Genomic DNA, 22,048 nt, shown 5'->3' on the forward strand with positions numbered 1-22,048 from the left:
AAGGCCGGACCCGGCCACCCCCGGCCCGGCACCCCCGGCCCGGCACGCCGGCGCCGGGCGGAGCAGGCCGTGCGGGCAGCCTCACGCGGCCTGCTGCGAGGCGGCCGCGTCCGGGTGGAGGTCGTCCAGGGTGAGCCGGTGCGCCGGGGGATCGGGGAGGACGACCTGGTGGGTGAGGCGGAGGTCGGGGCCGGCGTGGAGCAGTTCGCCGGGCTCCATCTCGCGCCAGTGCGGGCTGTCGTCCATGCGCTCGCTGGCGACGACGACGGCGGGGAACTCGGCGAGGTTCGACGAGTGGACGCGCATGCGGCCGTGGGTGCCGCTGTGGTCGAGGTGCCGGCTGCCGTGCTGGCCGCCCGCCCGGCGCTGGAGGACGAAGAGGTCGTGGGTGTCCGGGTAGCGCAGCGCCCACAGTTCCTCCGGGGTGACGAGGACCAGGTTGACGGCGTAGACGGGCAGGTGGGCGGCGATCCAGTGGGCGGCGTGCCGGATGCCCTCGGTGACGTCACCGCCGTGCAGCCGGGTCTCCCGGGTGATCAGGGCGAAGAACCGCTCGGAGTCGGTGTCGCCCGCCACGAGTGACCGGTCCGCGCCCAGGTGGTCGTCGAGCTCGTCCAGGCCCTCGACGACCCCGTTGTGGGCGAAGAGCCGCCCGTCCTGCTCGAAGGGATGGGTGTTGCGGACGTCCAGGCTGCCGGTGGAGGCGAAGCGGACGTGGGCGATGAACGTCGCCGACTCGACCTCGCGGGCCTCCTCGGCGAAGGCGAGGTCGCGGTAGGCGGCGGTGGGGGCCTTGTCGACGCGCGGGGTGCCGTCGGCGGCGAAGTGGCCGAGACCGGTGCCGTCGGGGTCCCGGTGGCTCTGCCGGCTGAGGCTGTCGGGGGCGTCCAGGAGCCAGAAGGTGGCGCGGGTACGGCGCGGGGCGCTGCTGAGGCCGAAGAGACGGCACACGGCGTTCCTCCAGGGGGCTGGCCGGGGCGTGGGGGTCAGGACAAGTCGCCGAAATCACCGGTTCCCGCTGCTGTGCTGGAGCGCGCACGGGGTGGGGCCGGTGGACGCCGGGCGGGACGGCAGCGGCTGAAGCGGTGTGCAGACGGGTGTGGCGGCGCCGATGAGTTCGACCAGGCCGTCACCACCGGTGGGCGGGGCCGGCCTGGACCAGTTGTTGGCCAGCCAGACGTTGCCGGACTGGTCGAGCTGGACGGCGGTGAGGTGCTGGATGGACTCGCTGCGGAAGCCGCCGGGCGGTGACAGTACGGAGCCCGTGGTAGAGCCGGGCGGGCAGGCGCCGGTGTTCGCGCCGCACAGGACGGAGACGGACGGGGTGCCGAAGCCGGCCACCCACACCCGGTCGGAACCGTCGACGGCCACGGACCAGGGGGCGATGCGCCGGGCCAGCTTGTGCACCCCGACGACCTTGCCGTCCGGCCCGATCTCGGTGACCGAGTCGCTGAAGAAGCTGGGCACCCAGACGTTGTTCCGGGAGTCGACGGCGAGGCCGAGGGGCCAGTCGAGCGAGGCGTCCTTGACGGGCGAGAACGAGGTCGGCTTGAAGTCGGGCCCGATCACGGTGACGCTGCCGCCCGCGTGACCGTCGAGAGGGCGCTTGTCCATCAGCCTGGCGCCGTTGAGGCGGGCGTTGGAGACCCAGGCCCGTCCGTAGCCGTCGATCTGGAGGGAGAACGGGTGGTCGAGGCCACCGCCGGTGATGGTGATGGCCCTGGAGGGGTCACCGTGCGGGTACACGACCACGTCGCCCTTGCCGCGGTTGCCCTTCAGGCCGTAGAAGTTCGCTATCCAGACGTTGCCCCGCTGGTCGACGGCGGTGCCCTGCGGGTGGTCCAGGCCGCCGTCCTTGAACCCCGTCGCGGGTGACAGCGGCTTCCCGGCCGACGAGTACGTCGACATGGCGTCACCGCCGTAGCTCGGCACCCAGACGGAACCCTGGTGGTCGATGGCGATGCCCCAGGCCCCGGCCTTCATGCCGCCGCCGCTGATGGGGCTGTTCAGCACGGGGTTGCCCACCGGGTCCTGAACGGTGACGAAGGAACTGGGGTTCCGCGTGCCGGGCAGCCAGTTGACGGAGGACCAGACGTTCCCCTTGGCGTCCACGGCCATGCGTCCGGGCGCGTAGACGTCGGGAGGGGTGTAGTGCAGGGCCAGCACCCAGGCCGTGGGCGCGGAGGTCAGGGCGGGGCGGTAGGTGTGCGCCCGTCCGGCCAGCGCGTACAGCTCGCCGGTGGCCCGCCTCGGGTCGTGGGCGAGGTTGGACACGGCCTGCGCGGTGTCCTGCGGGGCGGCGGCCCGCGCGGGCGCCGTCCGGCGCAGCATGTCCCGGCATCGTCCGGTGTCCGCCCCCGGAGCGCACAGGGAGACCAGGTTGGCCAGGGTGCCCAGGGTGGCGAGGGTGGCGTTCTTGTCACCGTTGTTGTGGTCCGTGACGACCTTCCCGGGCCTGCCCGTGGCCGGGTCGGCCAGGTTGTACGACGTGGCCGCGGCGTTCTCCAGGCCGGGGCTGGGGCCGAAGATGCCGTGCCGGCCGGTGAACCGGGCCAGGGCGTAGCCGGTGGCGACGGTGGTCAACTCGTTGACGGTGACGGCGGATTCCCTGCGCTGCGGCACAGCGCCGCCCGGGCCGACACCCGCGACGGAACGCAGCCGCAGGGCCTTGTTCCCCGCGGCGACCGCTTCGACGTACTGCACGGAGCCCCCGCGCTGCACGGGGCGGAGCCGGAAGGAGCCGTGCGCGTCGGTGGTGGCGCGGCCCAGTTGCCGGACGCCGTGCCGGTCTCCCGCGAAGAGCCTGACGGTGGCGTGGGACAGCGGCTTCCCCGCGCTGGTGACCGTCCCGCGCAGGACGCCCGCCGTGCCGGGCGGTGTTGTCGCGGGCAGCGCCGTGAGGGTGAGGGCCAGGGTGGCGGACGCGGCCAGGGCGGTGCCGCGCAGGGCGGGGCGGGACGGGGACTTCCGAGCGGCGCCCGGGTTCCGGGGCACCGCTGCGCGGATGCGTGTGACGGGGAACAAGGTGGGGGCCTTTCGTCAGGGCGGCACGGTGCGGGCCCTCGCACGGCGCCGGGCCCGGCCTGCCGACGGGTCCGGTGCCGGACGGCCGGGGGAGGCGGTTCGGGCGGGACGGGCGTTCTAGTCCCGCACGCTGCCGGGGTCGCGCAGGGTGAACCAGCCGATCTTGTGGCCGGCCAGCCAGATCAGCCCCAGGTACAGGTCCGGGTCGACCTGGCGGAGTTCGTCCCGTACGGCCCCGAACACCGTGGACGTGCGGGAGTAGTCGATGACGATGCACTCGCGGTCGTCCAGGCGGCTGGGTCCGGGCCCGACCATGGCGACGATGGACAGGATGTCCAGCGCGGTCAGCCGGTTGCTGAGGTAACCCTCCGGGCTGAAGACCTTGCCCCGCCAGCAGAACCGGTTCACCAGGCCGGCGAGCACCCGTGCCCCCGTGCGCCCGGCCCCCGGGATGATGGCCACGCCCTCCATCGGGCCCCGGGGGACCCCGCCCGCCGGAATCTTGCGGAACAGCTCCTCGATCTGCTTGTCGTCGCTCCTGAGCAACTCGGTCTCGGTAGGCATCGCGATCTTCCTTCCGACCGTCGCCGCCGCCCCGCGCGGCACCCGCGGCCACGGTGCGCGACCGGAGACGGGCGAGCGCGCATGGGCACGTGGAGAGGGAGGCCCGTCGCGGCCGGACAGCCGGGTCGCATGTCCGCGGTGACCAGTCGAGCGCTGTGATCGTTCGTGGCTTCGTGCGCCGCTCCCTCCATCGTGAACCCACCGGGAGCGGCCCACCACCGCTGGGCGAGGCGGTTGGGAACCGGAGCGAGGACCGTTCGGGTGCCCGACGCGCGGCCTGGGCGGGCGCGGGCGCGGCAGCGGTGCGAGCGTGGAAGCACAGGGGCCGAGTACGGGCGCTGGACGGCACGGGACGGAGCACGGTCATGGCTCGGCGATCTGGTCAGGGGTGAGCACCTTCGGGCTCGTCACCGTCCCCGTCGGCCTCTACACGGCGACCGAGGACCACACCGTCCACTTTCACCGGGTGCAGCGGGGCACCTCGGAGGACCCCTTTCGTCGTCGGGCGCGTCGGCGAAGGCGCCGGCGCGGAAGGCTCCGCCGAAGAAGGCCGGGGCGGCGCGGGCCGGCGGCCGCGGTGCCGGAGGCAAGCGGGAGCTGGAGAAGCTGAGCAAGGCGGAGCTGTACCGGCGGGCGACCGAACAGGACGTCCCCGGCCGGTCGAAGATGAGCCGCGAGGAGCTCGTCGACGGCCTCGCTTCCCGTGGCCGCCGCCGCGGGGAGACCGCCGCCTGACCGCTCCCGGACCGCGCGTGCCGCCCGTCGTCACAGGTACCTCTTGGCGAGCGTGCCGGTGGCCGAGGCGCGCAGCGCCGCTTCCGCCGCGGCGAGGCGGTCCACCGCCTCGCCGTCGACCAGGCCGGGCACGCACACGACCTCGCCGGTTTCCAGGGCCTTCAGTGAAGCGGTCACCACGTCCTCGGCGGGCATGCCTCCGTCGTCGTGTACGCGTGCCACCTCACCGGCCACCGGATCCCGGCCCTGGGTGAGGTGGAACTCGGTCGCCGTCAGTCCGGGGCACAGCACCTGGACACGGACCGGCGTCCCGTCCAGCTCGGCGGCGAGGGTGCGGCTGAAGTTGACGACGTAGCCCTTGGTCCCCGCATACACCGCCCGCACCGGCAGCGGGCCCGGCGGGAGCGAACCGGCGAAGGCGAGGGTGGAAGCCACGTTCACCACGGCGCCGCGGCCGCGTGCCAGCATGCCCGGCACGGCCGCACGGGCGAGCCGGGTGAGCGCCACCACGTTCACGGCCGTCACCTTCTCCAGCAGCGCCGCGTCGGTCTCGGCGAAGGAGCCGTAGCCGTTGATGCCCGCGTTGTTCACCAGCAGCCCGACGTCGTCCCCGGCCGCTCGCCGGGCGACCCGGTCCAGGTCGCCGGCCTCGCTGAGATCCGCGACGACGGTGTCCACGCGTACGTCGTGCCGCCCGGTCAGCTCCGCGGCGAGGGCGCGGAGACGCTCCCCGCGACGCGCCACCAGCACCAGATCGTGCCCCTCGGCGGCGAGCCGACGCGCGTAGGCCGCGCCGATGCCCGAGGAGGCGCCGGTCACGACGGCTGTTCCCCCGGCGGGAAGGGGTTCGGGACGGTTGGACATGACTCCTCCTCGTATGCGTCGAGAGCACGACACGCCGGTACCCGTCGATCCGCCCCGGCACGCGGGGGGCTCATGCCGTGCGCAGGGTCCAGCTCCAGCGGTGCACCCCCGGTGCGACGAGGTAGGAGGGGAAGGTGTCGGGGCCGCAGGAGGCCGTGCCGAGGCCCCGGTGCGCGGCGTCGATGTGGACCACACAGCCGGCCCGCGGTGTCAGCTCGTCGTGGTGCGCGGCGGCGGCGAGGTCCTCGGCGCGGTAGCGGGTGACGGAGACCTGGCGGGGCTCGTCCAGCTCGACCGCGAGTCCGCCGGCGCCGGCGCCGGCGGACGACAGCGTGAACCGCCTCACGCCGTGCCGGCCGCCGCTTTCCTGGGGGCGCAGGTACGGGGTGAACAGGTCGTCGACGGGCAGTGCGTGGTGGCCGACCGGCGCCCCGGCGGCCCGGTCCGGGTACGACTCCCAGGGACCCTGTCCGAACCACTCCAGCAGATCGAACCCGGCCACCGTCTCGAAGACCGAGCCGATCCGGGCGACGTCGTGGAACTCCCCGGGCAGCTCGGCCGACTCCTCGACCAGGACGCCGCCCTCGACGGGCGTGAACGTCTGCCGGTGCCGTACCTCGCCGAGGGTGCAGGCGTACGCGGCCTCCACGGTCACCCGTTGGCCGTCCCGGTGGACGGAGAGCACCCTGCGCACCAGCCGGTCCAGGCCCCAGGCGCGCCAGCGCGCCGCCATCCCGCCGAGCTCGTCGTTGTCGGTGGGCGCCCGCCACAGCGACAGCGTCGGGGCGGCGGTCAGCAGCGGGTGGCGCAGCAGCCCCTCGGGATCCACGTCGACGGCCGGCCCGGCCACGACCGGCGGCCTCGGCGCGTCCGCCGCCCGCAACCGGATCCGGGGCGCGCACACCTCCGTACCGGCCGGCGCCCACGGCTGGTCCCCGGCCGTCGTCACCCGCAGCGTCAGCCACGCCTCGCCGCCGTCGGCCGGCACCGCGAAGGGCAGCGGTACGGCCGCGGTCTCACCCGGCCGCAGACCGGGCAGCTCGGCCGGGGCGGTCAGGGTACGGCCGTCGGCCAGCGCCAGCTCCCAGGTGCCGGTCAGCCAGTCCAGGCCGCGGAAGTGCTGGTGGTTGGCGAGGACGACGCCCTCGTGCCGGAAGGACCGGATGCGGACCGGTGCCGCGATCTCCCGGTGCTCGTACATCACGGGCTTGGGGGTGCGGTCGGGGAAGACGATCCCGTCCGCGACGAACGCCCCGTCGTGCAGGGCCTCGCCGAAGTCTCCGCCGTACGCCCAGCGGTGGCCGGGCGCGGTGACACCGTTGCCGTACAGTCCGGCGCCCGCGCGCCCGACCGGCCTGCCGTCGCTCACGCGCTGGAGGATTCCGTGGTCCCGGAACTCCCAGATGAACCCGCCCTGAAGGCCCGCGGTGGCCTCGATGGCGGCCCAGTGGTCGGCCAGCGTGCCGTTGCTGTTGCCCATCGCGTGCGAGTACTCGCACTGGATCAGCGGCTTGGTCTGCCGCCCGGACAGCGCGTGGGCCAGGCAGTCCTCCAGCGGGGCGTACATGGGGCAGGCGATGTCGGAGGCCACGTCCGGGTCCGCCCAGCCGCGCTTGGCGGCGCCCTCGTACTGGATCGGCCGGGTGGGATCGTGCCGGCGCACCCAGCCGGCCGCCGCGTCGTGGTTGGCGCCGTAGTCGGACTCGTTGCCCAGCGACCAGACGATGACCGAGGGGTGGTTCCTGTCGCGCAGCACCATGCGCGCGACGCGGTCCACGAAGGCGTTGAGGTAGCGCGGGTCGTCGGCGATCTCATGCGCGTGGTCGTGGGACTCGATGTCGGCCTCGTCGACGACGTAGAAGCCCAGTTCGTCGGCGAGGTCGTACAGCCACGGGTCGTTCGGGTAGTGGGAGGTGCGGATGGCGTTGAACCCGAACCGCTTCAGCAGCACCAGGTCCGCGCGCATGTCGTCGTACGACACCGTGCGCCCGGTCAGCGGGTGGAAGTCGTGCCGGTTGACGCCGCGGATGAAGACCCGTTCGCCGTTGACCAGCAGGTCCCGGCCGACGACGCCGACGTCCCGGAAGCCGATGCGGTGGTGCGAGGAGTCGGCGACCGTGCCGTCCGCGCGGTGCAGCCGGACGGTCAGCCCGTACAGCTCGGGCTGCTCCGCGTTCCAGGTGCGCACCCCGGGCACCACGGCGTGGATACGGGCCTCGCCCAGGAAGTCGGAGACCCGCTCGTCCTCGGCGTTGAGCCGGTCGAACTCGGCGTCCTGGGCGAGGAGGCCGCCGTCCAGGTCACCGGTGACGTACCAGCCCTCGGGCAGCGCCCGGTCGCCCGCCGCGTTGCGCACCAGGCAGTCCACGCGCAGGTCGCCGTCCTGGCGTGCCCGTACGGTCACGTCCGCGAGGTGCAGGGGATCGGTCGGGTAGAGCAGCACGGACCGGGTGATCCCGCCGTGCCACCACTGGTCCTGGTCCTCGATGTGCGAGGCGTCGGACCACTTGACCACCGTCAGCCGTACGACCGAGGGCTCACCGGGGCGTACGACGCCGGTCAGGTCGAACTCGGCGGCCAGGTGGGAGTCCTTGGAGATCCCGACGGGCCGTCCGTCGACGTGCACCAGCAGCACGCTCTCGGCGGCCCCGACCTGAAGGACGATCCGGCGGCCGGCCCAGTCGGCCGGGACGTCCACGTGCCGTTCGTACACACCGGTGGGGTTGGCGGCGGGCGCCTGCGGAGGGAACTCCGCGTACGGCATGCGGACGTTCGTGTACTGCGGCAGGTCGTCGGTGTCCTGCATGGTCCACGCGCCCGGGACGTGTGCCGTCGACCAGGTGCCGTGGACCGTCGCCTCCGGCGTCGGCAGCAGCTGGAAGCGCCATGGGCCGTCCAGGAGGAGCGCGCCGGAGCGCCGGTCGACGGCGTGCATGGGCAGCCGCCCCCAGGAGGTCACCTCGGGTGCCTGCCAGGGGCGCAGTGCCAGGAGTGGGTCCGTCAACGGATGGCTCCCTTGCCGAGGTCACCGATGATCTGCCTGGCGCCGATCGCGAAGACGATCAGCAGCGGGATGAGGGCGAGGAGCGCGCCGGTCACGACGATGCCGTAGTCGGTGGTGCCGTGCGTGCCGTTGAGCTGGGACAGGGCCACCTGGAGGGTGACGTTGTCGGGGTTGGTGAGGGCGATCAGGGGCCAGGCGTAGTCGTTCCACTGGCCCATGAAGGTGAAGATGCCGAGGAAGGCCAGGCCGGGCCGGACCACCGGCAGGGCCACGTGCCAGTACTGGCGCAGGAAGTTCGCGCCGTCGATGCGGGAGGCGTCGAGGAGTTCGTCGTGGATGGCGCCCCTCATGTACTGGCGCATCCAGAAGATGCCGAACGCGTTGGCCGCGGCGGGCACGATCAGCGAGGTCATCGTGCCGATCCAGCCCAGCTTCGCCATGATCACGAACTGCGGGATGGCGGACAGCTGCGCCGGCACCGTGAAGATGAGCATCAGCAGCGCGAACAGCGCGTTCTTGCCGGGAAAGTCGAACTTGGCGAAGACGAAGGCCGCCAGCGAGTCGAAGAACAGGACCAGGAACGTCACCGAGCCCGCCACCAGCAGCGAGTTCCACATCGAGCCGAAGAAGGCGACGCTGTGGAAGAGGTTGCGGACGTTCTGGAGGAAGTGCGAGCCCGGCAGCAGCTTCGGCGGGTAGGCGAAGATCTCCGACGACGTGTGCGTCGACATGATGACGGCCCAGTAGAACGGGAATGCCGACAGCAGCAGGCCGACGACGAGCACGGCGTGCAGGGCGATGCCCCGGGTGCGGGTTCCCCGGATGCGCCCGGACCCGCGGGTTCCTTGGATGGATGCCATGGTGAGGGGCCTTCCTAGTCTTCGCCCCGGCGCTGCACCAGGCGCCAGTTGATGATCGAGAAGAGGATGACGACGAGGAAGACGCCCCACGCCACGGCGGCTCCGTAGCCGAAGTCGTTGTTGTCGAAGGTCTGCTGGAAGAAGTAGAGGACCATCGTCCGGCCCGCGTGGCCGGGGCCGCCGGAGAACGTGGACTCGTTGGCGGTGTTCTGCAGCAGCACCTGCGGTTCGGAGAAGCTCTGCAGGCCGGTGACCGTGGACACGACGAGCACGAACAGCAGCACCGGCCGCAGCATCGGCAGCGTGATCCGGAAGAAGGTCTGCACGGGACCGGCGCCGTCCATGCGGGCCGCCTCGTACAGCTCGCTCGGGACGGTCTGCAGTCCGGCCAGGAAGATGATCGCGTTGTAGCCGGTCCACTGCCAGGTCATCAGCGTGGCGATGGCGATCTTGATGCCCCACGGCGTGTTCAGCCACGCCACCTGATCGAGGCCGACCGCCTGCAAGAGGGCGTTGACCAGGCCGAAGTTGGTGGAGAAGACCGAGCCGAAGACGATCGCGACGGCCACCACCGAGGTGACGTTCGGCAGGAAGTAGGCGAAGCGGTAGACGTTCTTGAAGCGGACCGCCGAGTTCAGCATCACGGCCGTCACCATCGCCAGGAAGATCATGGGGAAGGTGGCCAGCGCCCAGATGACGATCGTGTTCCCGACCGACTGCCAGAAGTCGCCGTCGCCGAGCAGGTACTGGTACTGCGACAGGCCCGCCCACTCCATCGGGCCGAGGCCGTCCCAGCGGTGCAGGGAGACGTAGAGCGAGAAGCCGACCGGTATCAGGCCGAAGCAGAGGAAGAGGAGGTAGAACGGGGAGATCGCGGCGTAGAGGTGCCAGTACCGGCGCAGACCCGTGCGGGGGCGGCCGGCCGGGAGGCTCGCCGCGGTCGGTGCGGGCTTGTCGAGTGCGGTGGCCATCAGTGGCTCACCCCCAGGTGCTCGGCGATCCGGCGGCACTTGCTCATGGCGTCGCTCCAGGCCTTGTCCGGGTCCTTGCCGAGGACGCCGACGTTCTTGATCTCGTCGAGGATGGGCTGCGAGAGCGCCACGTCGTACGGGCTGTTGTAGGCGACCGCGATCCTCTGCGCGGCGGGCCCGAAGACGTCGGTGGTGACCTGACCGCCGAAGAAGGGGTCCGGCTCCCGCAGTTGCCTCATCTCGTACGTGGCGGGGGTGGAGGGGAACAGACCCGCGTCGACGTACCCCTGGGCCTGGTTGGCGGCGTCCAGGATCCAGGTGATGATCTGGAACGCCCGCTCGGGCTCCCGGCACGCCCTGGTGATCGACAGGAACGATCCACCGCTGTTGGAGGGCCGGACCGGCATCTGCGCCACGCGCCACCTGCCCTTGGTCCTCGGCACCCCGCTCTTGAGGTCGTACGTCGCCCAGGAGGCGCCGAGCTGGCTGGGCAGCTTGCCGTCCTGCACGGCCGACAGCTGGTCCGGTGTGCCGGTGACCAGGTCGGACACGATCTTCCGCTGCTTGGCCTCCACGGCCAGCGCCCAGGCGTCGCGCACATGTGCCTGGTCGCCGATGAAGTGCCGGTCCTTGTCGACGTACCGCTTGCCGCCCTGCTGCACCGCGTTGGTGAAGACGGACGTGATGTCGGTGAGCAGGCAGGTCCCCGGGATCCGCTTCCTCAGCCGCTCGCCGGCCGCGAAGAACTTCTCCCAGGTGTTCAGCTCCCGGGAGACGTCGTCGGGTTCGTAGGGCAGCCCGGCCTTCCGGAACACGGTGTACTGGTAGAAGTGCGCGACCGGACCGCAGTCGATCGGGAACCCGACCATCGTGCCGTCGTCGGCGAGACCCTGCTCCCACTTCCACGGCAGGTACCGGCTCCTGTACGTGTCGGCGCCCAGGGTCCTGAGGTCGACGAACTGGTCGGCGTCGGGCAGGTAGGACGCCATGTCCTCGCCCTTGAGGCCCGCGATGTCGGGGATGTGGGCGCGGCCGGCCATGGTGGTGAGCAGTTTCGACCGGTAGTAGCCGCCGATCTTGATGGCCTGGAGGTCGACGTTCGCGCCGTAGCGGGCCTTCGCCTTCCGCACGACCGTGTCGCCGAGCCCGCCGTCCCAGTACCACAGGACCATGTTCCGGCCGGTGGAACCGGTCGGGACGGCGCAGCCGGACGCCAGGCCGCCGAGCGCCGTGGCGGCCGTGCCGGCCAGGCCCGCGCGCAGCAGGCCCCTACGTGAGAGCCGCACTGCTCCCACCGCCTTTCGGATCTGTTCGTGACGTCGCATGAGCGTGGGGGTGTGGTCAGCCGTGCGGTGCGGGGGGAGTGACGGGCGCGTACCGCACCGGTGGTCCGGGGTCGGCCGGCAGCCGGTCCGCGAGGAAGCCGTAGGCGCTCGCGAGGCCGGGGTCGGTCAGCGCGCGGCGCCACCAGCGGTCGACGCCGTACCAGCCGGGGGCGGCGAGTGCGCCGCCGTGGTGCCGTACGGACAGTCCGGCGGCGAGGACGGCGAACCGCAGCCGTTCCGCCAGCGGCCAGCCGCCCAGCGAGGCGGCGACGAAGCTCGCCCCGAACACGTCCCCTGCGCCCGTCGCGTCGAGGACCTCCACGTCGAGGGCCGGGACCTCCGCGTACTCGCCGGTCGTCTGGTCGACGGCCACCGCGCCGTCGCCGCCGCGCGTGACGACCGCCACCGGGACCAGCTCCGCGAGGGCGCGCAGCGCGGCGGCCGCGGTGTCGGTGCGGGTGTAGGCCATGGCCTCGCGCTCGTTGGGGAGGAAGGCGTGGCACAGCGCGAGCTGGTCGAGGAGGCCGCGGGACCACTGCCGGGTGGGGTCCCAGCCGACGTCCGCGTAGACGCGGGTGCCGTTCGCGGCCGCCTCGGCGATCCACTCGCGGGGCTCGGCCTCCAGGTGCACCAGGGCGGTGCGCGCTCCGGGCGGGTCGCCCATCAGCGCGTCCTGCGAGTACGGCGGCTCCTGGCCGTGGGTGACGAGGGCGCGGTCGCCGCCGTGGGCGAGGGAGACGGTGACCGGGGTGGGCCAGCCGTCCGCGGTGCGGGAGAGCGAGAGGTCGACGCCCTCCTGGTCGCGCAGCACCTCCCGGCAGTGCGCGCCGTAGAAGTCGTCGCCGAAGACCGTGGCCAGCGAGGTGCGCAGACCGAACCGGGAAGCGGTCACGGCGAGGTTCGCGATCCCGCCGGGGCCGCAGCCCATGCCGGCCGTCCAGATCTCCTCGCCCGGTGCCGGCGGCTTCGCGAGCCCCGTGAGGACGAGGTCGTAGAAGAGCAGACCGGTCAGCAGCACATCGGGCCTGTCGTCGTCCACACGCCACCCTCTCGTCAGAACCCGTCAATTTCGATGACCGGAATCGTGCGCCGCTCGTCGAGATTGGTCAATAGTCGAGCAGAAGTGAGCATAGATTTGATTGAAGATGAAGAGTAGTGTTCAGCGCGTGCTGGCAGAACGACGACATCAACTCATCCTGCGGGCCCTGCGCTCGGGTGGCCCCGCCGCCGTGACCGATCTCTCCGAGCAGCTGGGCGTGAGCCCCGCCACGGTCCGGCGCGACCTGGTCAAGCTGGAGGAGGACGGGCTGCTCACGCGAGTGCACGGCGGCGCGGTCGTGGAGGAGGGCGACCAGCCCTTCGCCGAGGTCGCCGAGGTGCGCGTGGCCGAGAAGGACGCCATAGCGGAGCGCGCCGCGGCCATGGTCGCCGACGGCCAGTCGGTGCTGCTCGACATCGGCACCACCGCCTACCGGCTGGCCCGCCGGCTGCACGGCCGCCGCCTCACGGTCATCACCAGCAACCTGGTGGTCTACGAGGAGCTCGCCGACGACGAGGGCATCGAACTGGTGCTGCTCGGCGGCATGGTCCGGCGCGAGTACCGGTCCCTGGTCGGCTTCCTCACCGAGGACAACCTGCGCCAGCTGCACGCCGACTGGCTGTTCCTCGGCACCAGCGGGGTCCGGCCGGGCGGACAGGTGATGGACACGACGGTCGTGGAGGTGCCGGTCAAGCGGGCCATGATCGACGCGAGCGACAAGGTCGTGCTGCTCGCCGACGCGGCCAAGTTCCCGGGCACGGGCATGGCGAAGGTGTGCGGTCCCGAGCACCTGGACATGGTGGTGACCGACGCCCCCATCGACCCGGCGACCCGGTCCTCCCTCGAGGAGGCCGGCGTCGAGGTGGTCATGACAGGAGCAGGAAAGGTGCGGACGTGAAACTGACGATCCTGGGGGGCGGCGGATTCCGGGTGCCCCTGGTGTACGGGGCACTGCTGGCGGACCGCGGCGAAGGGCGGGTGACGGAGGTCGTCCTGCACGACCTCGACGACGGCCGGCTGCGGGCGGTCGCCCGTGTGCTGGCCGAACAGGCGTCGGCCGTGGCCGACGCCCCGGCCGTGACCGTCAGCACGTCCCTGGACGAGGCCCTGCGCGGTGCCGACTTCGTCTTCTCCGCGATCCGCGTCGGCGGCCTGGAGGGCCGCGCCGACGACGAGCGGGTCGCGCTGGCCGAGGGCGTCCTCGGCCAGGAGACGGTCGGCGCGGGCGGCATCGCCTACGGCCTGCGGACGGTCCCCGTCGCCGTCGACATCGCCCGGCGGGTGGCCCGCCTCGCCCCCGACGCCTGGGTCATCAACTTCACCAACCCCGCCGGACTGGTCACCGAGGCCATGTCCCGCCACCTCGGGGACCGCGTCATCGGCATCTGCGACTCCCCGGTCGGCCTCGGCCGCCGCATCGCCCGGGTCCTCGGCGCCGATCCGCACACGGCCTGGATCGACTACGTCGGCCTCAACCACCTCGGCTGGGTGCGCGGCCTGCGCGTCGCGGGCCGGGACGAACTGCCGCGCCTGCTCGCCGACCCCGCCCTGCTCGGCTCCTTCGAGGAGGGCAAGCTCTTCGGCGCCGACTGGCTGCGGTCCCTCGGCGCGATCCCCAACGAGTACCTGCACTACTACTACTTCAACCGCGAGGCCGTCCGCGCCTACCAGCAGGCGGAGAAGACCCGCGGCGCCTTCCTGCGCGACCAGCAGGCCCGCTTCTACCAGCAGGTAAGGGACCCGGACCGGAAGGCCCTCGACGTCTGGAACCGCACCCGCGCCGAGCGCGAGGCGACCTACATGGCCGAGAACCGCGAGACCGCGGGCGCCGGCGAACGCGACGCCGACGACCTCTCCGGCGGCTACGAGAAGGTCGCCCTCGCCCTGATGCGCGCCATCGCCCGCGACGAGCGCACCACCCTGATCCTCAACGTCCGCAACCGCGGCACCCTGTCGGTGCTCGACGACGAGGCCGTCATCGAGGTGCCCTGCTTCGTCGACGCCAACGGCGCCCACCCGGTCGCCGTCGACCCGCTGCCCGGCCACGCCACCGGGCTGGTCTGCGCGGTGAAGGCCGTCGAGCGCGAGGTGCTCGCGGCCGCCGAGTCCGGCTCCCGCGCGACGGCCGTCAAGGCGTTCGCGCTGCACCCGCTGGTCGACTCGGTCACCATCGCCCGCCGGCTGGTCGAGGGCTACACCGCGGTCCATCCCGGCCTGGCCTACCTCGCCTAAGGGCCTGTCGTCCGGCTCATGCCGGGCTCTGATCCGGACTGACCCGGACGGAAGACCCCCAGTCAGCCGCTGAGCAAGCGCTTCCCGCCCTCTTCTGGAGACCTCCATGCACGACGAACGCCGCCGGATCGAGGAGCGCGCGGAGCGCCTCCACACCCAGCGCGTCAAGCCCGCGGTCCACGCGGCCACCGTCCCCTTCGAGGTGGCGGCCTGGCAGGCCCCCGGGGAGCCGGTGCCCTTCGAGGAAGCCGCGGCCGCCCCGTACGAGCCGTTCGCCACGGACACCCCCTGGGGGCCGCCCTGGGGCACCACCTGGTTCCGGCTGCGCGGCCGGGTGCCCGCCGAGTTCGCGGGCCGCCGCGTCGAGGCCGTCATCGACCTCGGCTTCGTGGGCGACTGGCCCGGCAACCAGGCCGAAGCCCTGGTCCACCTCACCGACGGGACCCCGCTGAAGGCGGTCAACCCGCTCAACCAGTACGTGCCGATCGCCCACCCCGCGACCGGCGGCGAGGTGGTCGAGTACCTGCTGGAGGCCGCCTCCAACCCGGACATCCTCGCGGGCGACTTCGCGGCCCCGACCCCGCTCGGCGACGTCCTGACGGCCGGCGACAAACCGCTCTACACCTTCAGGCGCGCCGACATCGCCGTCCTCGACGAAGAGGTCTGGCACCTCGACCTGGACCTTCAGGTGCTCCGCGAGCTGATGCCGGAGCTGGGCGAGCACGACCCGCGCCGGCACGAGATCGCGCACGCCCTCGACCACGCGCTGGACCTGCTCGACCTGGACGACGTCTCCGGTTCGGCGGCGGCCGTCCGCGAGGCCCTGAAGCCGGTGCTGTCGAAACCGGCGCACGCGAGCGCCCACCGCATCTCCGGCGTGGGCCACGCGCACATCGACTCGGCCTGGCTGTGGCCGATCCGCGAGACCAAGCGCAAGACCTCCCGGACCTTCTCCAACGTCACCTCGCTGGCGGACGAGTACGAGGAGTTCGTCTTCGCCTGCTCGCAGGCCCAGCAGTACGAGTGGGTGCGCGACAATCACCCGCGCGTGTGGGCCCGCATCCAGGAGTCCGTCAAGAAGGGCCAGTGGGCGCCGGTCGGCGGCATGTGGGTGGAGGCCGACGGCAACCTGCCCGGCGGCGAGGCGGTCGCCCGCCAGTTCGTGCACGGCAAGCGGTTCTTCATCGAGCACTTCGGCATCGAGACCAAGGGCGTCTGGCTGCCCGACTCCTTCGGCTACAACGCGGCCTACCCGCAGCTCGCCAAGCTGGCCGGCAACGAGTGGTTCCTCACCCAGAAGATCTCCTGGAACCAGACCAACAAGTTCCCCCACCACACCTTCTGGTGGGAGGGCATCGACGGCACCCGCATCTTCACCCACTTCCCGCCGGTCGACACCTACAACGCCTGCTTCAGCGGCGAGGAGATGTCCCGCGCCGTGCGCAACTACGCCGAGAAGGGCGCCGCGACCCGGTCGCTGGCCCCGTTCGGCTGGGGCGACGGCGGGGGCGGCCCCACCCGCGAGATCATGGAGCGCGCCCGGCGCCTGCGGAACCTGGAGGGCTCCCCGCGGGTCGAGATCGAGCACCCGGACGCCTTCTTCGCCAAGGCCCGTGCCGAGTACGAGGACGCGCCGGTCTGGGTCGGCGAGCTCTACCTGGAGCTGCACCGCGCCACCTACACCTCCCAGGCCCGCACCAAGCAGGGCAACCGGCGCAGCGAACACAAGCTGCGCGAGGCCGAGTTGTGGGCCACGACCGCCGCCCTGCACGCGCCCGGCTACCGGTACCCGCACGACGAGCTCGACCGGCTCTGGAAGACCGTCCTGCTCCACCAGTTCCACGACATCCTGCCGGGCTCCTCGATCGCCTGGGTGCACCGCGAGGCCGAGGCCGAGTACGCGCGCGTCGCCGGGGAACTGGAGGCGCTGACCGCCGAGGCGATCGCCGCGCTGGGCACCGGCACCGCCCGGGTCTTCAACACCAGCCCCTACGCCCGCGCCGAGGTCGTCCGCGACGGCGCGGGAACGCCGGTGTACGTCGAGGTCCCGGCGAGCGGCAGCGCGCCCCTGGCGAGCGGCGCCGAGGCTCCGCGGCCGGTGACGGTCGACGGCGGCCGGGTCCTCGACAACGGCCTGGTGCGCGTGCGGATCGCGGACGACGGCACCCTGTCCTCCGTGTACGACCTGCGGGCCGACCGCGAGGTCCTCGCCGGCCAGGGCAACCTGCTGCGCCTGCACACCGACCTGCCGAACTACTGGGACGCCTGGGACGTCGACAAGCACTACAGGAACCGCTACACGGACCTGCTGGAGCCCTCGGAGATCACGGTCGTCGAGCAGGACCCGCTCCTCGGCGCGATCCGGGTCAGCCGCTCCTTCGGCAACGGCTCGACGATCACCCAGACGATCACGCTCCGGGCCGGCAGCCCCCGGATCGACTTCGAGACGGACATCGACTGGCACGAGGCCGAGAAGTTCCTCAAGGCCGGCTTCCCGGTGGACATCCGCGCCCCGCACTCCTCCGCCGAGATCCAGTTCGGCCACGTCCAACGGCCCACCCACACCAACACCAGCTGGGAGGCGGCCCGTTTCGAGGTCTCCGGCCACCGCTGGCTGCACGTCGCGGAGCCCGGCTACGGCGTCGCCGTCATCAACGACTCGACGTACGGCCACGACGTCTCCCGCACGGTCCGCGAGGACGGCGGTACGACCACCACCGTCCGCCTCTCCCTGGTCCGCGCCCCGCGCATCCCGGACCCCGGGGCCGACCAGGGCCGGCACCGCCTGACCTACTCCCTGCTGCCCGGCGCGAGCATCGCGGACGCGGTCGCCGAGGGCTACGCCCTCAACCTGCCGCTGCGGGTCGCCGAGGCCGCGGGCGAGCCGCGGCCCGTGGTCTCGGTCGACGGCGAGGGAGTGACCGTCGAGGCGGTCAAGCTCGCCGACGACTCCTCCGGCGATGTCGTGGTCCGCCTCTACGAGTCCCGCGGCGGGCGCGCCCGGGGCATCCTGCGCACCGGCTTCCCCCTGGCCGCCGCCCAGGTCACCGACCTGCTCGAGCGCCCCCTGGAGGACGCCGCCACGGACGGCGACACCGTGGCCGTCGAGCTGCGCCCCTTCCAGATCCTCACCCTCCGCCTGCGCAGGAGCTGACCGATGGCGATGCAACCCTGGTTCACCGACGCCAAGCTGGGAATCTTCGTGCACTGGGGCATCTACGCCGTCGACGGGGTCCAGGAGTCCTGGTCCTTCTACGACGACATCGTGCCGCACGACCGGTACATGTCCCAGCTCGAGCGCTTCACCGGCGCCCGCTACGACCCCCGGGCATGGGCGGACCTGTTCGCCCGCGCGGGCGCCGGGTACGCCGTCCTGACCAGCCGCCACCACGACGGCGTCGCCCTGTGGGACACCGCGTACGGCGACCTGAACCTCGGCAGGGACTACGTCGGCCCCTACGCCGACGCCCTGCGCGAGAGGGGCCTGAAGGTCGGCCTGTACTACTCGCACTCCGACTGGAACCACCCCGACTACGCCAGCACCCGCAAGCCGGGCCGCCCGCCGGAGCTGGCGGACAACCGCTACTCGGAAGTGGCCGCCGAGGACGAGGACCTGGACGCCTGGGAGCGGTTCATCGCCTACCGGGACGGCCAGGTACGGGAGCTGGCCTCCCGCTACCGGCCGGACCTGATGTGGTTCGACGGCGAGTGGGACCGCAGCGAGGAGCAGTGGCGCATCCCCGAACTGGCCGCGCTCATCCGCTCGTACGTCCCGCAGGTCGTCTTCAACGCGCGCATGCTCGGCGAGGGCGACTACGCCACTCCCGAGCAGGGCGCCCCCGTCGTGCCCCCGGACGGCCCCTGGGAGCTGTGCCTGACGATCAACGACTCGTGGGGCTACCAGCACCACGACCACAACCACAAGTCCCTCGCCCAGCTGATCCGCTACTTCACCGAGACCATCGGCGGCGGCGGCAACCTGCTGCTCGACGTCGGCCCCATGGAGGACGGGACCATCCCGCAGCCGCAGGTCGAGCGCCTGGAAGGGCTGGGGAAGTGGATCCGCGGACACGCGGAGGCGGTGTACGGCACCGTGCGCGGCCTGCCGGCCGGGCACCACTACGGTCCCAGCACCCTCTCTCCCGACCGGCGCACCCTCTACCTCACCGTGTTCGACGCCCCGCGCGCCGGGATCGGCGTCCGGGGCCTGGCCACCAAGGTCGACAGGGTCACCGTCCTCGGCACCGGCGCCGAACTCCGCCACCGGGTGATCGGCGGGCTCCACGAGGCGGTCGGGGTGCTGTGGATCGACCCGCCGGCCGAGTCGGACCTCGACCCGTACGCCACCGTCCTCGCCGTCGAACTGGACGGCGAACTGGAGCTGTACCGGGGGTCCGGCCGGTTCTGACCCCGGTGCCGCCTCCCGGACGACGCCGCACGGGACCCCTCACCGTTCGAGCGGTTGCGACAGGGCGCGCTTGACCTGCCGGGTCCGTTCGTCGGTGAGGACCTCGACCCGGTCGTTCGCCAGAGCGTCCATGGTCTGCCCCGCGACGTCCTCCACGCTGATCTTCGACGCGTCCGTGAAGGAGCTGAGATCCGTCTCCACGAAACCGGCGTGGACCCCGATCACGAGGGTCCCCTGCTCGCGCAGGCCCTCCCGCAGCGCACCCGTCAAGGACCACTGGGCCGCTTTGGAGGCCGCGTACCCGGGATAGTCCGGCCGGGAGGCCCACGACGCCGTCGACAGCATGTTGATCAGTGCGCCGCCGCCGTTGCGGGCCAGGACCGGGGCGAAGGCGCGGGAGACGGCCCAGGTGCCGAAGTAGTTGATCTCCATCGCCTCGCGCGCGCCGTCGAAGGAGCCGGTCAGCAGCTTGGTGTCAAAGCCTCCGACGCCCGCGTTGTTGATCACGATGGTGACGTCGTCGGCGGTGGCGGCCGCCGCGGCGACCTCCTCCGGCACGGTGACGTCCAGACGGAGCGCGATCAGGTCCGCGTCGCTCACGCTCGCCGGATCGCGGACACCGGCGTAAACCTTCGCCGCTCCCCGTGCGATCAGCGCGCGGGCGAACGCGTGGCCGATGCCGCGATTGGCCCCGGTCACCAGGGCAGTCGATCCTTCGATGTCCATCACACTTCCTTCCCGCTGCCGCCCGCCGATCACAGCCGGCACCCGGCGAGGGACCCGCTTGCGCTCCCTCACCAGGGTGCATCGAACGCCGCGGCGCCGCACGCGAGACAGCGCGCGGCGGTGCGGGCCCGATGCCGGCGTCCCCAACCGGCCACATCGCCGCCGAGCCACGGCCGGAGTCCTTGCAGACCCCAGGCACCCCGTCCGGCCGTCCGGGCCGACAGCCTGGCCGGACGGCACGCACCCGACCGAGGGCACTGAAAAGGTTGAAGCCTCATCCCTCGGGCCGGGCAACTCCAGGGCCGTCGTGCACCGGTGACGGCCGATCGGCCTGGAAGCGGCGAGCTGACCGAAAGCGGGCGGCTCCGGTTTACGCCGCGTCTCCTCTCCTGGAAGCTTCACGACCTGAACGGGAAAAGCACCCATCGAGCGCACCTGTTTCCACAGGTACACAACAAGGCGAGGAGTCAAGCAGTGCAATCCCGGATAAAAAGGGTCGCAGTCTCTGCGGCAGGCTTCACCGTATGGACCGTGTCGCTCGGCCTGTCCGCACCCGCCTTCGCGCTGGGCGAGGCGCCCCCGCCCGCCGCCCCGGCGTGCGTGGCGATGTACGAGAGCTGGCGGTACACCACCGCCGCCAACAACTGTGACGACACCGTCAGCGTCTCGGTGACCTACCAGGACGGGGCGACCGGCCCCTGCGCTACCCTCCCCCCGGGCGCCGTCACCACGGTCGGGGAGGGCTACCTCGGCCAACACGGCCACCCGGACCACCTGGCGATCTGCCGGCCGTACTGAAGTCCGACGCAGGGGCGCGACGGCGGCTGTCGGGCAGCGTCCACCAGGCGGGCTTCCTCCGCCCTCGTCGCCGTCGGCGGTCGCCGCCCGCCGGCCCGCGAGGTGAGCGGTGCCTCCGCGAGGAGCACGAACCGGCCGGCGCCGTCGTTCACCATGACCAGCCGCGCGCAGCCGCCGGACACGGTGAACGTGACGTGGCAGCTCCTGGCCTGGCTGTGCCTGATGACGTTCGCGGCCCCCTCCCTGAGCACGATGCCCAGGTCCGCCCCCCGCGCCCAGAACGCTCGCCGCCCGACTGGAGCGCTGAGCGGGCCGGCGCTTCAGCAGGTCGCCGTCGCCGGCTGCGGGGTGCGGCCGGTGTGGTGACGGCGCATCCGGTGGAAGGGGACCAGGGCCAGGGAGCGGACGGCGACGGCTGCGATGACACCGGTGGCGACGGCGACCACGACCCAGCCCAGCGGGGTGCTCCACGGTGCCCCGGTGAGGGACAGCAGCCGTATCCCGTAGGTCGCGCTCGCCGCGGTGGTGAAGGTGAGGGCCCAGAAACCGAGGCCGAAGGGCAGCCGCAGGTAGTCCTTCACCAGGAAGAGGTGGGGCAGGAGCAGGGCGGCCATCGCGCCGAGCAGGATCTCGTGGACCGTTCCGGGCCGGCCCCCGGTCATCGCCCACCAGGCGTTGCCCGCGACGGCGGGCGGCGCCGAGAAGATCGCCAGGGTCGGCAGCAGCGGCCGCGGGAGTACGGGACCGGTCGCGAAACGGGCCAGCAGCAGGCTTCCGGTCAGCAGCCAGAACAGCATGCCCGCGGCGAACAGCACCTTCGCCGCACCGGGGTGACCGATCGTCGCGACGGACTGGGCCGAGATCAGGGACGCCGCGACCGTCGGCAGCAGATGCCCGCCGTGCAGCGTCGCCGGGTCGCGCGGCACGGTCAGCAGCCTGGCGACGAACCACGCGCCGGAGCCGGCGCCGAGGGCCAGCATGACCCACACCAACGCCCTCCCCACCAGCGGGAACGACACGGCGAGCCGGGCCGACATCAGCGAGGCGGCGGCGGGCACGAGGGCGGCGAACGGGCCGAGAACGGGGTGGCGCAGATCGTCGGCGACCTCGCGCGGCCCGAGCCCGGCCGCCGCGTAGCGCAGCACGGTCACCACCCACGCGGTCGCGGCCACCACCCAGAGGACGGTCCCGATCACCCGCGGCGCCCCGAGCCCGGCGGCGGCCGTCCAGGTCCCGGCCAGCCCGGACAGGCCGAAGGCGATGCCGAAGGCGTTGAGCGGAAGCCTGCCCCGGACGCGCCGCGCGGCGCGTCCGGACCGGCCCGGACGAGGGAGGGACACGGACATCGGGACTCCAGTGGTACGGGCGGTCGACGCCCTGTTTCCGAGGACGCTCCGATCTTGCGGCGTCGCCGGGGCATGAGTCCAAGGAATGATTCTCATCGGTTCGATAGGTGGGGCGCATGGGCTGTCCGAGCACAGGAGGACCTCCAGCCCCG

The 22,048-nt window shown here is 72.4% G+C and carries 16 protein-coding genes; 5 read left to right on the plus strand and 11 right to left on the minus strand.

Annotated elements, in window-relative coordinates; genetic code table 11:
• Window positions 1-81: 81 nt before the first annotated feature.
• The 9 genes from ACZ5DC_RS28870 to ACZ5DC_RS28910 form a co-directional block, all read right to left on the minus strand.
• Window positions 82-951: a class II glutamine amidotransferase gene (locus tag ACZ5DC_RS28870; RefSeq protein WP_468657448.1), complete on the minus strand. Its 870-nt coding sequence runs from the start codon at window positions 949-951 to the stop codon at window positions 82-84.
• 54 nt (window positions 952-1,005) lie between these two features.
• The gene (locus ACZ5DC_RS28875) at window positions 1,006-2,994 is read right to left on the minus strand and encodes an NHL repeat-containing protein (RefSeq protein WP_468657450.1); all 1,989 of its coding nucleotides are present in this window, start codon (window positions 2,992-2,994) and stop codon (window positions 1,006-1,008) included.
• Window positions 2,995-3,141: 147 nt separating this feature from the next.
• On the minus strand, window positions 3,142-3,588 hold the full coding sequence (locus ACZ5DC_RS28880) for a hypothetical protein (protein WP_468657452.1): 447 nt from the start codon (window positions 3,586-3,588) through the stop codon (window positions 3,142-3,144).
• 765 nt (window positions 3,589-4,353) lie between these two features.
• Window positions 4,354-5,187, minus strand: a complete 834-nt coding sequence (locus ACZ5DC_RS28885) for an SDR family NAD(P)-dependent oxidoreductase (RefSeq protein ID WP_468657454.1) — start codon at window positions 5,185-5,187, stop codon at window positions 4,354-4,356.
• A 70-nt stretch (window positions 5,188-5,257) separates the two neighbouring features.
• Window positions 5,258-8,191, minus strand: coding sequence for a glycoside hydrolase family 2 TIM barrel-domain containing protein (locus ACZ5DC_RS28890; protein WP_468657456.1), 2,934 nt, complete (start codon window positions 8,189-8,191; stop codon window positions 5,258-5,260).
• Complete coding sequence (locus ACZ5DC_RS28895; RefSeq protein WP_366753332.1) at window positions 8,188-9,051, minus strand: carbohydrate ABC transporter permease; 864 nt, start codon at window positions 9,049-9,051, stop codon at window positions 8,188-8,190. Before ACZ5DC_RS28895 ends, ACZ5DC_RS28890 begins: the two co-directional genes overlap by 4 nt.
• Window positions 9,052-9,065: 14 nt before the next feature.
• Window positions 9,066-10,022: a carbohydrate ABC transporter permease gene (locus ACZ5DC_RS28900; RefSeq protein WP_468657458.1), complete on the minus strand. Its 957-nt coding sequence runs from the start codon at window positions 10,020-10,022 to the stop codon at window positions 9,066-9,068.
• A complete protein-coding gene (locus ACZ5DC_RS28905; RefSeq protein ID WP_468657460.1) occupies window positions 10,022-11,308 on the minus strand; it encodes an ABC transporter substrate-binding protein in 1,287 nt (428 codons plus the stop codon). Before ACZ5DC_RS28905 ends, ACZ5DC_RS28900 begins: the two co-directional genes overlap by 1 nt.
• A gap of 55 nt (window positions 11,309-11,363) precedes the next feature.
• Window positions 11,364-12,386 (minus strand): carbohydrate kinase family protein, encoded by a 1,023-nt coding sequence (locus ACZ5DC_RS28910; RefSeq protein ID WP_468657462.1) that lies wholly within the window; start codon window positions 12,384-12,386, stop codon window positions 11,364-11,366.
• A 127-nt stretch (window positions 12,387-12,513) separates the two neighbouring features.
• Between ACZ5DC_RS28910 and ACZ5DC_RS28915 the strand changes: the two genes are divergently transcribed.
• The 4 genes from ACZ5DC_RS28915 (at window position 12,514) to ACZ5DC_RS28930 (ending at window position 19,026) form a co-directional block, all read left to right on the plus strand.
• On the plus strand, window positions 12,514-13,284 hold the full coding sequence (locus ACZ5DC_RS28915) for a DeoR/GlpR family DNA-binding transcription regulator (protein WP_366753336.1): 771 nt from the start codon (window positions 12,514-12,516) through the stop codon (window positions 13,282-13,284).
• On the plus strand, window positions 13,281-14,618 hold the full coding sequence (locus ACZ5DC_RS28920; RefSeq protein WP_468657464.1) for a 6-phospho-beta-glucosidase: 1,338 nt from the start codon (window positions 13,281-13,283) through the stop codon (window positions 14,616-14,618). The genes ACZ5DC_RS28915 and ACZ5DC_RS28920 overlap by 4 nt, the downstream gene beginning before the upstream one ends.
• 106 nt (window positions 14,619-14,724) lie before the next feature.
• Window positions 14,725-17,772: an alpha-mannosidase gene (locus ACZ5DC_RS28925; RefSeq protein ID WP_468657466.1), complete on the plus strand. Its 3,048-nt coding sequence runs from the start codon at window positions 14,725-14,727 to the stop codon at window positions 17,770-17,772.
• 3 nt (window positions 17,773-17,775) lie between these two features.
• A complete protein-coding gene (locus ACZ5DC_RS28930; protein ID WP_468657468.1) occupies window positions 17,776-19,026 on the plus strand; it encodes an alpha-L-fucosidase in 1,251 nt (416 codons plus the stop codon).
• Window positions 19,027-19,065: 39 nt separating this feature from the next.
• Here the strand turns inward: ACZ5DC_RS28930 and ACZ5DC_RS28935 are convergent, their stop codons facing one another.
• Complete coding sequence (locus ACZ5DC_RS28935; protein WP_468657470.1) at window positions 19,066-19,752, minus strand: SDR family oxidoreductase; 687 nt, start codon at window positions 19,750-19,752, stop codon at window positions 19,066-19,068.
• 531 nt (window positions 19,753-20,283) lie between these two features.
• On the opposite strand from ACZ5DC_RS28935, the gene ACZ5DC_RS28940 reads away from it, so the two are divergent.
• A complete protein-coding gene (locus tag ACZ5DC_RS28940) occupies window positions 20,284-20,550 on the plus strand; it encodes a hypothetical protein (protein WP_468657472.1) in 267 nt (88 codons plus the stop codon).
• Window positions 20,551-20,870: 320 nt separating this feature from the next.
• Here the strand turns inward: ACZ5DC_RS28940 and ACZ5DC_RS28945 are convergent, their stop codons facing one another.
• Window positions 20,871-21,896 carry an SLAC1 family transporter gene (locus tag ACZ5DC_RS28945; protein ID WP_468657474.1) on the minus strand — a complete coding sequence of 342 codons (1,026 nt, stop codon included), beginning with the start codon at window positions 21,894-21,896 and terminating at the stop codon, window positions 20,871-20,873.
• Between the last annotated feature and the right edge of the window lie 152 nt (window positions 21,897-22,048).

It is taken from the genome of Streptomyces sp. NPDC031445 (genome assembly GCF_055581365.1).

Bases quoted from the DNA above. Each gene is read 5' to 3' on its own strand.
- ACZ5DC_RS28880 (WP_468657452.1), bottom strand. From the start codon at position 3,588: ATGCCTACCGAGACCGAGTTGCTCAGGAGCGACGACAAGCAGATCGAG.
- ACZ5DC_RS28885 (WP_468657454.1), bottom strand. From the start codon at position 5,187: ATGTCCAACCGTCCCGAACCCCTTCCCGCCGGGGGAACAGCCGTCGTG.
- ACZ5DC_RS28895 (WP_366753332.1), bottom strand. From the start codon at position 9,051: ATGGCATCCATCCAAGGAACCCGCGGGTCCGGGCGCATCCGGGGAACC.
- ACZ5DC_RS28900 (WP_468657458.1), bottom strand. From the start codon at position 10,022: ATGGCCACCGCACTCGACAAGCCCGCACCGACCGCGGCGAGCCTCCCG.
- ACZ5DC_RS28925 (WP_468657466.1), top strand. From the start codon at position 14,725: ATGCACGACGAACGCCGCCGGATCGAGGAGCGCGCGGAGCGCCTCCAC.
- ACZ5DC_RS28930 (WP_468657468.1), top strand. From the start codon at position 17,776: ATGGCGATGCAACCCTGGTTCACCGACGCCAAGCTGGGAATCTTCGTG.
- ACZ5DC_RS28935 (WP_468657470.1), bottom strand. From the start codon at position 19,752: ATGGACATCGAAGGATCGACTGCCCTGGTGACCGGGGCCAATCGCGGC.
- ACZ5DC_RS28945 (WP_468657474.1), bottom strand. From the start codon at position 21,896: ATGTCCGTGTCCCTCCCTCGTCCGGGCCGGTCCGGACGCGCCGCGCGG.